This is a genomic window from Hoeflea sp. 108, assembly GCF_000372965.1.
In the GTDB taxonomy this organism is placed as follows: Bacteria; Pseudomonadota; Alphaproteobacteria; order Rhizobiales; family Rhizobiaceae; genus Aminobacter.
The window spans coordinates 1,037,822-1,051,516 of sequence record NZ_KB890024.1 but is presented as its reverse complement, the minus strand read 5'-3'; the positions used below and the strand labels follow the sequence as shown (position 1 = coordinate 1,051,516).

Below are 13,695 nucleotides of genomic sequence, written 5' to 3'. Positions count from 1 at the left end.
ACAATGGCCGCTCCTCTCGACCTTGACCAGCTCCAGACATTCGTCTCCATCGTCGACACGGGCAGCTTCACGCGCGCCGCAGACGAGGTCCATCGCACCCAGTCGGCCGTGTCGATGCAGATGCGCCGGCTTGAGGAACGCGTCGGCAAGGCGCTGTTTGCGAAGGATGGACGCATGAACAAGCTGACCGAAGAAGGCGAACGGCTGCTCTCCTATGCGCGACGGCTGCTCCAGCTCAACCGCGAGACCCTTGCCGCCTTCGACGACCGGGCGCTGGAAGGCACCATCCGCATCGGCGTACCGGACGATTATGCCGACCGTTTCCTGCCCGAGATCATGGCCAGGTTCTCGCGCTCCAACCCGCGTGTCGAGCTGTCGGTGGTATGCGAGCCGACGGTAAATCTCGCCGACCAGATCCGGCGCGGCAATCTCGACATCGCGCTGGTAACGGAATGCGAGGACACGCGGCCAACCGAGATCGTGCGCAACGAACCGCTGCTCTGGGTCTCCTCGGCCAGCCACATGGTGCACGAGGAAGAAATCCTGCCGATGGCCTTCGGCCGTCCGACCTGCCAGTGGCGGCGGATGGCAACCGACATACTGGACGCCAGCGGCCGCCAGTATCGCGTCTTGTTCACCAGCTGGTCGGCAACCGTCATCACCGCCGCCGTGCTTTCGGGGTTGGCGGTTTCGGTGCTGCCCGAATGCGCGCTGAGGCCGGGCATGCGGGTGCTGGGCGACGCCGACGGCTTCGGCGCCCTGCCCGACTGCAAGATCGGCATCTTGCGCGGCCATTCGAGCCGGCCGGAGATTATCGACGCCCTTGCCCGTCATATTAGCGAGAGCCTGGACAACATCTCGGTTCCGATCCCGGAGGAAGCCGGTACATTCGATTTCCAGGCGTTGATGGCCAATCGCGGACGCCGGCTCAAGCCCAGCCATATTATGCCGGGATGGTAGACCAGTCCTGACGCTCCAAGCTTGACGAGCAGGGGCCGGCGGACCTCAATCGCGCCATGACCGAACTTGCCACCGAATCACGTACGAACGCGACCGAATATACCGTCAGCGAAATCTCCGGCGCGCTGAAGCGCACCGTCGAGGACACGTTCGGCAATGTGCGCGTGCGCGGCGAAATTTCGGGCTACCGCGGCCCGCACTCGTCGGGCCACGCCTATTTTGCGCTGAAGGACGACCGCTCGCGCATCGAAGCCGTGGTGTGGAAGGGCACCATGAGCCGGCTGAAGTTCCGCCCCGAAGAAGGCATGGAGGTCATCGCCTCGGGCAAGCTGACCACCTATCCCGGCTCGTCCAAGTACCAGATCGTCATCGACAATCTCGAGCCCGCCGGCGCCGGAGCGCTGATGGCGCTGCTCGAGGAACGCAAGCGCCGACTAGCGGCCGAAGGCCTGTTCGACGACAGGCGCAAGCAGTTGTTGCCGTTCATGCCGATGATGATCGGCGTGGTCACCTCGCCGACTGGCGCCGTCATCCGCGACATCATCCACCGCATCAAGGACCGCTTTCCGCTTCACGTGCTGGTTTGGCCTGTGCGGGTGCAGGGCGAGACGTCGGGCGCCGAAGTCGCAAACGCCATCAACGGCTTCAACGAACTGCCCGAGGAAGGTAACCTCCGGCGGCCTGACCTTCTGATCGTGGCGCGCGGCGGCGGCAGCCTCGAAGACCTCTGGGGCTTCAACGACGAGGCGCTGATCCGCGCGGTGGCCGCTTCGCATATCCCCGTCATCTCGGCCGTGGGCCATGAGACCGACTGGACGCTGATCGACCTTGCCGCCGACATGCGCGCGCCGACGCCGACAGGCGCGGCCGAGCTTGCGGTGCCTGTCAAAGCCGAGCTCGAGGCTACGCTCGCCAATCTCAGTGCGCGGCTGCGTGGGGCAGTGTCGCGCATGATCGACAGGCGGAGCCAAGCGGTGCGGGCCGCGGCCCGCGCCCTGCCGACGCCGGACCAGTTGCTGGCCTTGCCGCGCCGACGCTTCGATGAGGCGACCAGCCGGCTCGGGCGCGCGCTGATCGTGGCAACCGAGCGCAAGCGTGCCCGGCTTTCGGCCGTGCGGCTGTCGCCAGCGACGCTGTCGCGGCGCATCACCGAGACCCGTCGGCATCTCGACCGCGACATGCTGCGGGCCGACGCGGCGTTGCGGGCGATGGTGCGCGAAAAACGCATCCGTTTCGACCGCACGAAGGGCAGGCTTTCGCCCGAACCGCTGGCACGCCGCCAGGAAGCGTTCCGCCTGCAGCTGACCGGCCTTGAGCGGCGCGGCGCACAGGCTGTCGGCCTTAGGCTCGAACGCGCCCGCACCAAGCTGTCGCAGGCCGAGCGGCTGATGGCGACGCTGTCGCACAAGGCAGTGCTGGCGCGCGGTTTCGCGCTGGTGCGCGATGCCGAAGGTGCTGTGCTCAAGCGCGTGGCCGACGTGGCGACGGGCGCAGCCCTGTCGATCGAGTTCGCCGATGGTGTCGCCAATGCGGTGGCGACCAGCGGCGATGCCAAGGCGAAGCCGGCAGCCAAGCCAGCTCCGCGGGCCAAGGAGCCCGGTAGCCAGGGCAGCCTATTCTAGACTCTAAAATCGGATTCGATTTCGGAAAACGCCAAGCCCAAGCTCGACAAACTGGAGCGTCCATCAAGACGCAGGGCGCTCTTAGTCAGCCTTGGGTGCCGACGACGCCGGGACGGAGGCCGCCGGCGGCTCCAGCGGCGAAATGAACGGCGCGCTCCAGGAACCACCGACGAAGAAGGCCGTGCGCGGCTGCGCGTCGGCGGGTGCTGCAGGCGTGGTCGTCGAGCCCGCCGTAACAGCCGTTTCCCTGGGCTCAACAGCCCCCGAAAGCGCCAGCCCGCGCCCGACATAGGGCACGATGCCGGTGAGCCAGATGCGATTGGCGGGCGTGCGCGCCTCGGCCTTGTCGATCTTGGCGACGCCATTGGAGATGGTGGCCTTGAGCTCGACGCCATCGACCGGCAATGTTGCGCCGGAGACCTCGTCCAACGAGAAGAAGCCGCGCTCGCCGGTACGCTTGAGGAACGCCTTGAGATCGAGGCCCGGTATGGCGCCGACGCCGAAGGTCGCCGAGATCGAGCCGTTGGCATTCTGCAACAGCGTGTTCCAGCTGAGCCCCGGCCCCTTGAGGATGACCGAAACCGTGCCGCGGCCGATGGGCACGATGCGCCCCAAGCCGGCCGCAGCGCCGAAGGCACCGCCGTCGATGTCGGAGGCGAGCAGCCGGATTTCGGCCTGAGTGCCTCCAGGCTGGCGGTCGAAGCGCATGCCGGCCTGGACATTGCCGCCGAAGGCCTCGGCGTCGGAAATGTCGAAGGCCGCGAGGCCGCCCTTGACCTGGGCGGTCGCGGCAACCTCCGCCAGCGAGATCGCGCCGAATGTGGCCTTGGTGGTCGACAGCCTGAGGTCGAGATTGACGTGATCTGCAAAGCTGGTGTCGATCTCGCTGTTGCCAGAGCTCGTCGGTGCCATCGGCGCGAAGGCCGAGGCGAACGTCATCAGGTCGAGCGTGTCGAAGGCAAGCGTGCCGGAGATCGATGGTACCGGGCCGTTGAGCGACAGGTCGAGGATGCCCATGCCCGGATTGCTGTCGAGCGTGACCTTGGCATTGTCGAGCTTGAGCCGCGACAGATCGCCGGTGACCTTCGAGGCAATCGAGATGGAGCCCACCGGGCTGCCGGGCAGCACGCCGGGCTGCGACCACTCCAGCACACGCCGGAACGAGGGCGCCGAAATCTTGGTATGGCCCTCGACATGTGCGTCACCAGTGAGGCGGGCGGTGCCTTCGAAGCTGGCCTCGACCGGCGCCGATTTGATCGACGCCGTGATCGGTGCGCTACCGCCGGCAAAGATCAAGAGCGGGCGCTCGGAGGTCAATTCCAGCGCCACCGGCTCACCGCGCCAGACACCGGTCGCGGCCATGCTGCCGGCCTTGTTCAGCGCCGGCCAGCTGGCCTTGCCCGTCAGGTCGCTCAATATCTCGTCGCTGCCCTCGTCGGAAACGGCAACGACCCGGCCGTCGATGAACTCGACGGCGCCAAACTTGTCGGAAGGCAGGCCCTTGATGTCAGGTTCGGAGGGGTTTGCAGCGACCATTTCCTGGGTGCGCTCGATCGAGCGCTCGAGCCTGCCGCCGCGCGATTGCGGCAGTTCGTAACCACCGTCGGCCCGGCGCTTTATGCGCAAGGTGGGGCGGACGAAATGCGCATCGGAAAAATCGACATTGCCCGACAGGGCCGAAAGGGCCGAGAGCTCGATTTCGACACGCTCGGCATCGATGATCGGCGACCCTTGCTCGTCGTCCCAGTCGGTGAGGGTGACGTTCTTCAGCGTTGCGCGGAAGACGGGCCATATTTCGATGCTCGGCGTGCCGTCGAAAGAGACGCGGAAGCCACTCCACGCGCTCATCTCAAAGGCAATGCGATCCTTGACGATCTGGGTGGAAGCGACGAAAGGCACCGCCGCGACGGTAAAGACGATCAGGACGGCGAGGCCGACGATCGCCCAGATACCGCGCTTGAACAGTGGTGATGGCATGTTGCCCTTGTGCTGCCCGTGCTGCGCTCCGATGGCATCCGGGTGTAACCGAGAACAGCGGCATTTCAAGTCTTTGTGGCCTCTCCATGACGTTTGCGCACAGCCCATTGGCGCAAATCGACATTTCCTTGATCTGCTGCAATGCGACATGCATAACCGGATGCGGTTTTGGGAGAGACATCGATGACTGTTGAAGTGCCCCTCTGGACACCCTCTGCAGAGCGGATTGCAGCCGCACCCTTGACGGCGTTTGCAGCCGAGGCGGGCAAGCGTGCGGGGCGCGAGTTCTCCCGATATGCCGCTCTGCACGCTTGGTCGGTCGACGACCGCGACGCCTTCTGGGATCTGGTCTGGGACTTCTGCGGTGTCATCGGCGAAAAAGGCGGCCGCGTGCTGGCCGACGGCGACAGGATGCCGGGCGCGAAATTCTTTCCCGATGCAAGGCTCAACTTCGCCCAGAACCTGCTGCGCGGCACGGGCCACGGCGAGGCCATCGTCTTCCGCGGCGAGGACAAGATCGAACGGCGCCTGAGCTGGGACGAGCTTTCGGCGCTGGTGTCGCGGCTGCAGCAGCTGTTCGTGTCGCTAGGCATCAAGAAGGGCGACCGTATCGCTGCGATGATGCCGAACATGCCGGAGACTGTGGCCGCCATGCTGGCGACCGCCTCGATCGGCGCGGTGTGGTCGTCATGCTCGCCCGATTTCGGCGAACAGGGCGTGCTCGACCGCTTCGGCCAGATCGAGCCGAAGGTGTTCATTGCCCCCGACGGCTACTGGTATGCCGGCAAACACATAGAGGTCGGTGCAAAGATAGCCGCCGTGGCCGAGAAGCTGGCCAGTGCGACGAAGGTTCTGGTCGTCGACTATCTCGGAACGGCAGAGGACGTCGCCTCCGGCATCGCCAAGGCCGAGGCGCTGGAGGATGCGCTCGCGCCATTTTCGGCAAAGGCGGTGACGTTCGAGCCCCTGCCCTTCGACCATCCGCTCTACATCCTGTTTTCGTCCGGTACGACCGGCATCCCCAAATGCATCGTGCATTCGGCCGGCGGCACATTGCTGCAGCATCTCAAGGAGCTGCGCCTGCATGCCGGCCTCGTGCCCGGCGACCGCTTCTTCTATTTCACCACCTGTGGCTGGATGATGTGGAACTGGCTTGTCTCGGGGCTCGCCGCCGAGGCAACGCTGCTGCTCTATGACGGCTCGCCGTTCCATCCCAACGGCAATGTGCTGTTCGATTTCGCCGACGCCGAGAAGATGACCTATTTCGGCACCTCGGCGAAATTCATCGACTCCGTCCGCAAAGCGGGCCTGAGACCCATCGACAGCCACGACCTGTCCACCGTGCGCACCCTGTCGTCGACAGGCTCGCCGCTGTCGCCCGAGGATTTCCAGTTCGTCTATGACAGCATCAAGAAGGATGTCCACCTCGCCTCGATCTCCGGCGGCACCGACATCGTCTCGTGCTTCGTTCTGGGCGTACCGACGGAACCGGTCTGGATCGGCGAGATCCAGGGTGCCGGCCTCGGCATGGCCGTCGACGTCTGGGACGACCAGGGCAAACCGGTGCGCCAGGAAAAAGGCGAGCTCGTCTGCACCAGGGCCTTTACCGCAATGCCCATCGGTTTCTGGAACGACGCCAACGGTGCCAAGTATCACGCGGCCTATTTCGATCGGTTCGACAATGTCTGGTGCCATGGCGACTTCGCCGAATGGACCGGCCATGGCGGCCTGATCATCCATGGCCGCTCGGACGCCACGCTGAACCCCGGCGGGGTGCGCATCGGTACGGCCGAGATCTACAACCAGGTCGAGCAACTGCCGGAAATACTGGAGGCCCTGTGCATCGGCCAGGATTGGGATGGCGACGTGCGCGTTGTGCTGTTCGTCCGCCTCGCGGCTGGCCTTTCCCTCGACGAGGATCTCGAAAAGCGTATCCGGACAAAGATCCGCACCGGCGCCAGCCCACGCCACGTGCCGGCTAAGATCGTCGTGGTCACGGACATCCCGCGCACCAAGTCGGGCAAGATCACCGAGCTTGCGGTGCGCGACATCGTCCATGGCCGTCCGGTCAAGAACAAGGAGGCGCTGGCCAACCCCGAAGCCCTCGACCTCTACAGGGATATCGAACAGCTCAGGAACTGAGCGGGGTGCGCATGCTTAACAAAGGGTGACCGACAAATTTACCTAGACTTCAGGAGTGGTACACTTTCGTAAACTTCGAGGCAGCCAGGTAAGGAGCTGTTAAGTTTCAGGCCTGATAGTCGTGCCTAACTTGAGGGAGAAATCCCTTTCCTCGAATTCGAGGTTGGCTCCATTTGCTCAAGTCCCCGTCGAAACAGCATCTCCTTTAAAGGCGCCTCCAGGCGCCTTTTCTTTGCGGATATGACTGGATTCAGAGGGATGCTTCAGCGTCGCGCACCAGCGCACCGGACAGCAGGATCACGGGCACCATGGCCGTGATGATGATGACGATGGCTGCGACCGCCCCCTCCTCCGGAACGCCACGCGAGGCGTTTTCATAGACATAGGTGGCAAGCGTGCTGAAGCCGAACGGGCGCAGCAGGATAGTGGCCGAAAGCTCCTTCACCGTGTCGACGAAGACAAGCACCGATGCGGTGAGGATCGCCGGCTTGAGCAGCGGCAGCAGCACGCTGGCAGCACTCTGGGCCGGCGTCTTGCCAAGGCTTCGGGCGGCCTCGTCGAGACTGCCGGGAAGCTTCTCCATGCCCGAGCGGATCGCCCCTTCGGCGAGCGCAACGAAACGTATGGTGCAGGCGAGGATGACGGCTGCGGCGGAGCCCGTGAGCAGCAGACCGGTGGAGACGCCGAGATAGGCACGGGCAAAGGCGTCGACCGAATTGTCGAAGCGAGCGAGCACAAACAGCAGGCCGAGGCCCAGAATGCCGCCCGGCAGAGCGTAGCCGACCGAGGCCAGCCGCACCATCGCCGCCATGCTGCGTGTCTTGGACAACCGCTGGGCGTTGAGCAGGAACAGCGCGATACCGACGGTGATGATGGCCGTGATCGAGGCCGTCATCAGGCTGTTGAAGAATGCACGCGCGACGTCAGGCGAGGCAAACTGCTCAAGCCTGCGCGACGCGTACTGGCCGAAGATGGTGATCGGCACGCCGAAGCCGCTGAGAATAGGCAGCGCCACGGCCACCGGCATGGCAAAACGCGTCCAGCCCTTCAGCGCCACGCGCGGCGGATGGACCTTGAGATGCGTGCCCCGGCCGGCATGGAAGCGCTGGCGACGCCGCGCCCACTGCTCGGCGACCAGCAGCAGGACGACCAGGACCAGCATCAGGATGGCGATCTGGGCGCCGCCCTCCAGGCTGCCGCGGTTGAGCCAAGTGGTGTAGACGGCGACGGTGAGCGTACGGACACCGAAATACTCCGCCGCGCCGATGTCGTTGATGCTCTCCATCAGCACCAGGGCCACGCCGGCGACGATGGCCGGCCGGGCGACAGGCAACAGCACCCGCCAGAACACCCGCGCCGGCGAAGCGCCGAGGGTGCGCGCGACATCGGCGATGTTGCGCCCCTGCATGAGGAAGACGATGCGGGTGGTGAGATAGACATATGGATAGAGCACTGAGGCGAGCACGAAGGCCGTGCCCCAAGTGGAACGTATGTCTGGGAACCAGTAGTCGCGTATGGTCTGGAAGCCGAAAACGGCCCGGACCAGGCTCTGCACCGGCCCCTGGTAATGGAAGAACTCGCCGAAAGCATAGGCCGCCAGATAGGGCGGCACGGCCAGCGGCAGCACCAGCGCCCAGGACAGGATGCGCCGGAACGGGAAATCATAGGCGACAACAGCCCAGGCGCAGGCAACGCCGGCAATCGAGGTAAGGGCTGCGACCATGGCCAGCAGCGCCAGCGTGGTCCTGGTGGCACCGGGCAGGACATTTTGGAACAGATGCGGCCAGTCCTCGCCGGTGCCCGAAAGCGCAACGAAAACAAGCGACAGAACCGGCAGGACGACCACGATGCCGATGGCCAGCGCCAGCGTGCCGATCAGAGGATGCCGATGGCGCCTGACAGGCAAAGGCCGGGCGCTCACGGCCATGGCCGCGCCCTCGAACCCTGCACCTGCTCCGCCGTTGGTCGGCAAGCCATTTCCTTTCCGGGACATCGGCACAGCGCAGATCGCGCAGGATTTCGGGCCGATGCGTCAATGCGGAAAAGCCGGACCGATTGCCCGGTCCGGCTCTTCCTCAGAATTTCAACCGCTGACTATCAGCTGGCCGGGCCGTCGTCGAGACCGACGCGGTCGACCATCTCGGAGGCAGCCTTACGGCCCTTGGCGATGTCCACCAGCGGCAGCGTGTCGGCCTTGAGCTCGCCAAATGCCTTGACCGTCTCAGACGGCTCCAGGCCCGGCTCGACCGGATATTCGTAGTTCTTCTCGGCGTAGACCTGCTGGGCCTTGTGGCTGGCCAGGAAGCGGATCAGCTTGACGGCGTTGTCGCGGTTCGGCGCGTTCTTGGCGAGGGCGGCACCCGAGATGTTGACGTGGGTCAGGCCGTTCTCGAAGGTCGGGAAGAGCACGTTGATGGCGTTGCCCCATTCCTTTTCCTTCGGGTCCTTCTCGTTGTTGCGCATCAGGCCGACATAGTAGGTGTTGCCGATGGCGATATCGCACTCGCCGGCAGCAATCGCGCCAGCCTGCGGACGGTCGCCGCCATCAGGCTTCTTGGCGAGGTTGGCCTTGAGACCCTTCATCCACTCTTCGGTCTTTTCCGGGCCCCAATGGGCAATCGCGGCCGAGAACAGGGCGAGGTTGTAGTCGTGCTGGCCCGAGCGCATGCAGATCTTGCCCTTCCACTTGGGATCGGCGAGGTCGGCATAGGTGATGGCCGTGTCCTTGACGCGCTCCTTGGAGGCGTAGATCACGCGGGCGCGCTTGGTGACGCCGAACCAGTTGCCTTCGGGATCGCGATATTCGGCCGGCAGCAGCTTGTTGACTTCCTCGTCGACCAGCGGCTGGGTGACGCCCTTCTCCTTGGCGGAGGTCAGGCGGGCGATGTCGACGGTCATGATGACGTCGGCGGGCGAGTTGGCGCCCTCGGCGAGAATGCGCTCCTCAAGACCCTTGTCGAGGAACAGCACTTCGGTCTTGATGCCGGTCTCGGCCGTGAAGGCATCGAGCACGGGCTTGATCAGATCGGGCTGACGATAGGTGTAGATGTTGACGACGCCATCGGCGAGAGCCGAGCCGGCGGACAGGGTGGCGATCGCGAGACCCACGATCAACGACCGGGCGCTTCCAAACTTCATCTTGTTCTCCTTGCCTAAGGGGTCAAAAACCCTGAGGAATTTTCGTCAAAGCCTCGATCTCGAAGCTCGTTCCCCTATCGGCAATCTGACCGTTCCGGTCAAGAATAAAGACCAACAATTTCAATAGTTTGGAATCATTCTAAACTGGATTCTTTGGCACTAGATTCAAGAGGTTGTTAGATATTCCACAACATTTGCCGTTGAGTTCACGGCAAAGTGTACAATATGTCGCACCCTGCCTACTCGGCGAGCACTCGCGTCGAGGGGAAAGTCACCTCCACCAGGGTGCCCTCGCCCGGCGTCGAGGCAATGGAGAATCGGGCGCGATTGGCCTCGACCATCGCCTTGGTCAGGGGTAGGCCCAAGCCGGTGCCGTCACCGCGTCCACGCTTCAGCGAGTTGATCTGCTTGAACGGTTTCAGCGCCTGCTCGATCTCGGCCTGTGACATGCCGATGCCGGTGTCGCGCACCCGCATGACGATGTCGCCCGACGTCTCGTAGGCGGTGGAGACGATGACCTGGCCGCCGGCCTGGGTATAGCGCACCGCATTGGACAGGATGTTGAGCGCGATCTGGCGGATGCTGCGGCGGTCGGCGACGATTTCGGGCAGACGCGAGGCAAAGCTCGAGCGGATGATGACGCGTTCGCGGTTGGCCTGCGGCTGCATCATGGCGACGGTTTCGGCCAGTGCGTCGTTGAGCGACACCGCCTCGTAATCCATCTCCTGCTGGCCCGCTTCGATCTTGGAGATGTCGAGCAGGTCGTTGACCAGGTCGAGCACATGGTTGCCCGAGCGGTTGATGTCGCGGAGATAGTCGCGATAGCGGTCGTTGGCGACAGGCCCGAACTTCTCGTCGACCATCAGTTCGGAAAAGCCGATGATGGCGTTGAGCGGGGTGCGGATCTCGTGGCTGATGCGCGCCAGGAAATCGGTCTTCTGCGACGACGAGCGTTCGGCCAGGGCGCGCGCCTGGGTCAACTCCTCCTCGGCACGCTTCCACTGAGTGATGTCGCGGACGACAGCGCAGAAACCGCTGTCGTTGGGCAGGCGACCTATGGTCATGAACAGCGGAATGAAGCGGCCCTGCGACTCGCGGCCGATGACCTCGCGGCCGTCATTGAGCACGCTTGCCACGCCATGCTCGGATAGCCCGGCGAGATAATCGCGCGCGGCGCGCTGGCTCTCGATGGCAAACAGCGAATGAAACTGCTTGCCGGTGACCTCATCGCTGTCGAAACCGAAGAGCGCCTCTGCCGGCCGGCTGATCGAGCGGATGGCGCCGTCGCGATCGATGAGAACGACACCGTCGGTGGCAGTGTCGATGATCGTGCGCATTTCGGCGAGCCGGTCTTCGAGTTCGGCCACCTGCTCCGCAGTATCGGCATCGGCACTCTCGTCGCCGATGCGCCTGACAACGAGCATAAGCGCCTTGCCGTCATGCCACGGCACCGAGCGCAACACCGCCTCGATCGGGAACGCGTCGCCGTCGCGGGTGCGAAGTCTCATGTCGTGGTCGGCGCCTGCCTGGTCGCCATAGCTTTCGGCAAACAGCGCATCGAGCCCGCCCGCTTCCGCCAGTTCCTCCACGGAGGTGTAACCGGTCAGCTGCAGGAACTCAGCATTGGCATAATGGAGCACGTCACCGGCATGGATCAGCACCGGAACCGGCAGCTGCTCGAGGATCGGCGCATCGACCGGTGCGTCACGGCCGCCGGCGAGGGACGGAATAACGTCTTCGGCACGCAGCGGCGGCCTTTCCGGCTCCGAGCGCTGCACCTCCGCCACATCTTCGAGAGGCTCCGCTTCGCTCGGCCGGCGGGCGGACAGATCCACCACTTGGGCGCCTTCACTCGTGGCGGAACGCTCCTGCCCTGGCTGCTCTGAAGACAGCACGGCAGCCGCATGCTCGGCCTCTTCGGCGGCGGCGGCCTCCGAATAGGCCGCGATCTCGGCCGAAGCGGCCTCGCCATTCTTCTGCATTACAGGCTTGTCAGCCTCGGCGGCCGCCTGCCTTGCGGCGACGATCTCACTCGCTTTCTTCAGCTTCTCGCCGATTTCGCGGAAGGCGCTGCGCTCGACCGAAGAAAGCCCCTTGCCATTGGTGGGTTCTGCGGCACCCGGCCGATGCTCGGCCAGGCGGATCACCTTGTCGGAGAGGCGGCGATCGCCGTTCGGTTCTACCTCGAGCGCCGGCACCTCGCCGGAGAAAGGATCGGCGGCGCCAGCCGTCGCGGCCTTCTCCGCAGCGGGTGCTTCGGCCTCGCCAAACGTATCGGGCAGGACCGGCCCGCTTTCGGCCGGCTTCGAGGCGGCAGCGAGCTGCTCGCTCGCTATCGGCTCGTCACCGACTGCCGGCGATTCGACCGGCTCGGAAGACTTGGTCGACTGATCGTCCGAGTGCTTGCCATTGGGAACCAGCGCCAGGCCGATGCGCTCGTGGTCGACCACGGCCTCGCCCGGACGGGCAACGCCAAAACCGCGGAACCCTTCGAAATTGCGGTCGCGGCCGTAGACAGGCAGTGCCGCGAGATCGACCGGGATACGCCGGTCGGTGCCGGCCACGGGCCACAGCACCGAGCGGCCCGACCAGGTGTCACGACGCTGCAGCAGACCAGCGATCTCGCCCGAGGGGTCGAGCTCGAAGGTGGTCGAGACGTCCTGGAAACGGCGGCCGACGATGTCGGCGGCATGCTCGCCAACGACGGCGGCGAATTCGGGCGAGATGGCGCTGAAGCGGCCTTCGGCATCGGTACGCCAGACAAAGCGTACCGGTGCTGCGGACCGCTCGATCTGCGGTTCGGCACGCGGAGCTGCGGCAGGTTGGGCCACCGCAGGCGCCTCGGGCTCCGGCAGGGGGTCTACAGCCGTCTCAACGATGTTCTCTTCAAAAGTCTCGATCGCATGATCGACCAGCTCGGCAATCGAGCCCGGCTCGATGACCTCAGGCGTCCGGGCCGAAGTGGTCAATTCGCCGATGGCGACGCCCGCGCGGCTCTCACGCTCCTCGGGACTGAAATACCAATGGTCGTGTGTGGCCTGGTCCTGGCGCTTATCTGCTGCCACTGACGCGTCTTCGACCGGTCGCCTCGGCGCAGCGACAGGCTCGACCGATACCTCTTCGACTTTGGCCGGCTCGGCGGTGACCGGCTCGACTGCGGCTTGCTCGGCGGGTGCAATCTCCTCCAGCTCGATGCGCTCGTCCACCACGACCAGCAGATGCCTGTCGTCGGTGAGGCGCGCGAGGCCGGCGGGCAGATAGCCGCCGGCAGCCGGGATGGCCCGCTTGATCATGCGGTCGCGCTCGTGGCGCACCGCCGCGACCATTGCGGCCAATGTCGATGTCGCAATGCCCAGATTGCCGAGGCCCGGCGTCGCCGCCTCTATCTCGCCGCGGGCATCGACGAAGGCCAGGAAATGCCCCGGCTCGGCAAAGCCGCCGATGGCATTTGCCGCGGTCGCGCGCCGGTCGCGCGAGGCGGCCGGGCTCGCCGGCACGGCAAGCATGATCGCCCGCTCGCCGTCGGGCAGCCGAATCGAACTCGCCATGAACGCAACGGCGTTGCTGGTCATGCCGGCGGCGACACGCACCATGATGGCGCGGTCACGACCGATTTCAGGAAAGCCCGACGTCGCTGCGATCTGGCGACGGGCCGGCAGGCCGAGCCGCGACGGCGCCCCGGTCACGGCATCGACGTCGTCATAGCCGAGCACGGCAGCGCCCGGGCCATTTGCCCAAAGCACCTCTTCCAGGTCTGTCGACAGCACGGCAATGGCGTCGCCCGCAGCGAAACGCTGCCTGACACCGTCGACCACCGCGACGTCGATGAAGGAATAGGCTGCTGACGGCATTCACA

Annotated in this window: 7 protein-coding genes; 3 read left to right on the top strand and 4 right to left on the bottom strand. The window is 65.0% G+C overall.

Annotated features, from left to right (window positions below):
- Window positions 1-3: 3 nt before the first annotated feature.
- Both B015_RS0105170 and xseA read left to right on the top strand, forming a co-directional pair.
- Window positions 4-960 (top strand): LysR substrate-binding domain-containing protein, encoded by a 957-nt coding sequence (locus B015_RS0105170; protein WP_026226917.1) that lies wholly within the window; start codon window positions 4-6, stop codon window positions 958-960.
- Window positions 961-1,016: 56 nt separating this feature from the next.
- Window positions 1,017-2,582, top strand: a complete 1,566-nt coding sequence (gene xseA / locus B015_RS0105165) for an exodeoxyribonuclease VII large subunit (RefSeq protein ID WP_018426601.1) — start codon at window positions 1,017-1,019, stop codon at window positions 2,580-2,582.
- Between the two features lie 81 nt (window positions 2,583-2,663).
- On the opposite strand, the gene B015_RS0105160 is transcribed toward xseA, so the two are convergent.
- A complete protein-coding gene (locus B015_RS0105160) occupies window positions 2,664-4,559 on the bottom strand; it encodes an AsmA family protein (protein WP_018426600.1) in 1,896 nt (631 codons plus the stop codon).
- A gap of 183 nt (window positions 4,560-4,742) precedes the next feature.
- Here B015_RS0105160 and B015_RS0105155 point away from each other — a divergent pair, with 183 nt between their 5' ends.
- Window positions 4,743-6,701: an acetoacetate--CoA ligase gene (locus tag B015_RS0105155; RefSeq protein WP_026226916.1), complete on the top strand. Its 1,959-nt coding sequence runs from the start codon at window positions 4,743-4,745 to the stop codon at window positions 6,699-6,701.
- A 250-nt stretch (window positions 6,702-6,951) separates the two neighbouring features.
- Here the strand turns inward: B015_RS0105155 and B015_RS0105150 are convergent, their stop codons facing one another.
- The 3 genes from B015_RS0105150 to B015_RS0105140 form a co-directional block, all read right to left on the bottom strand.
- Window positions 6,952-8,628, bottom strand: coding sequence for an iron ABC transporter permease (locus tag B015_RS0105150; RefSeq protein ID WP_026226915.1), 1,677 nt, complete (start codon window positions 8,626-8,628; stop codon window positions 6,952-6,954).
- Window positions 8,629-8,798: 170 nt separating this feature from the next.
- Window positions 8,799-9,839 (bottom strand): Fe(3+) ABC transporter substrate-binding protein, encoded by a 1,041-nt coding sequence (locus B015_RS0105145; RefSeq protein ID WP_018426597.1) that lies wholly within the window; start codon window positions 9,837-9,839, stop codon window positions 8,799-8,801.
- A gap of 239 nt (window positions 9,840-10,078) precedes the next feature.
- Window positions 10,079-13,690 (bottom strand): PAS domain S-box protein, encoded by a 3,612-nt coding sequence (locus B015_RS0105140; protein ID WP_018426596.1) that lies wholly within the window; start codon window positions 13,688-13,690, stop codon window positions 10,079-10,081.
- Window positions 13,691-13,695 lie beyond the last annotated feature (5 nt).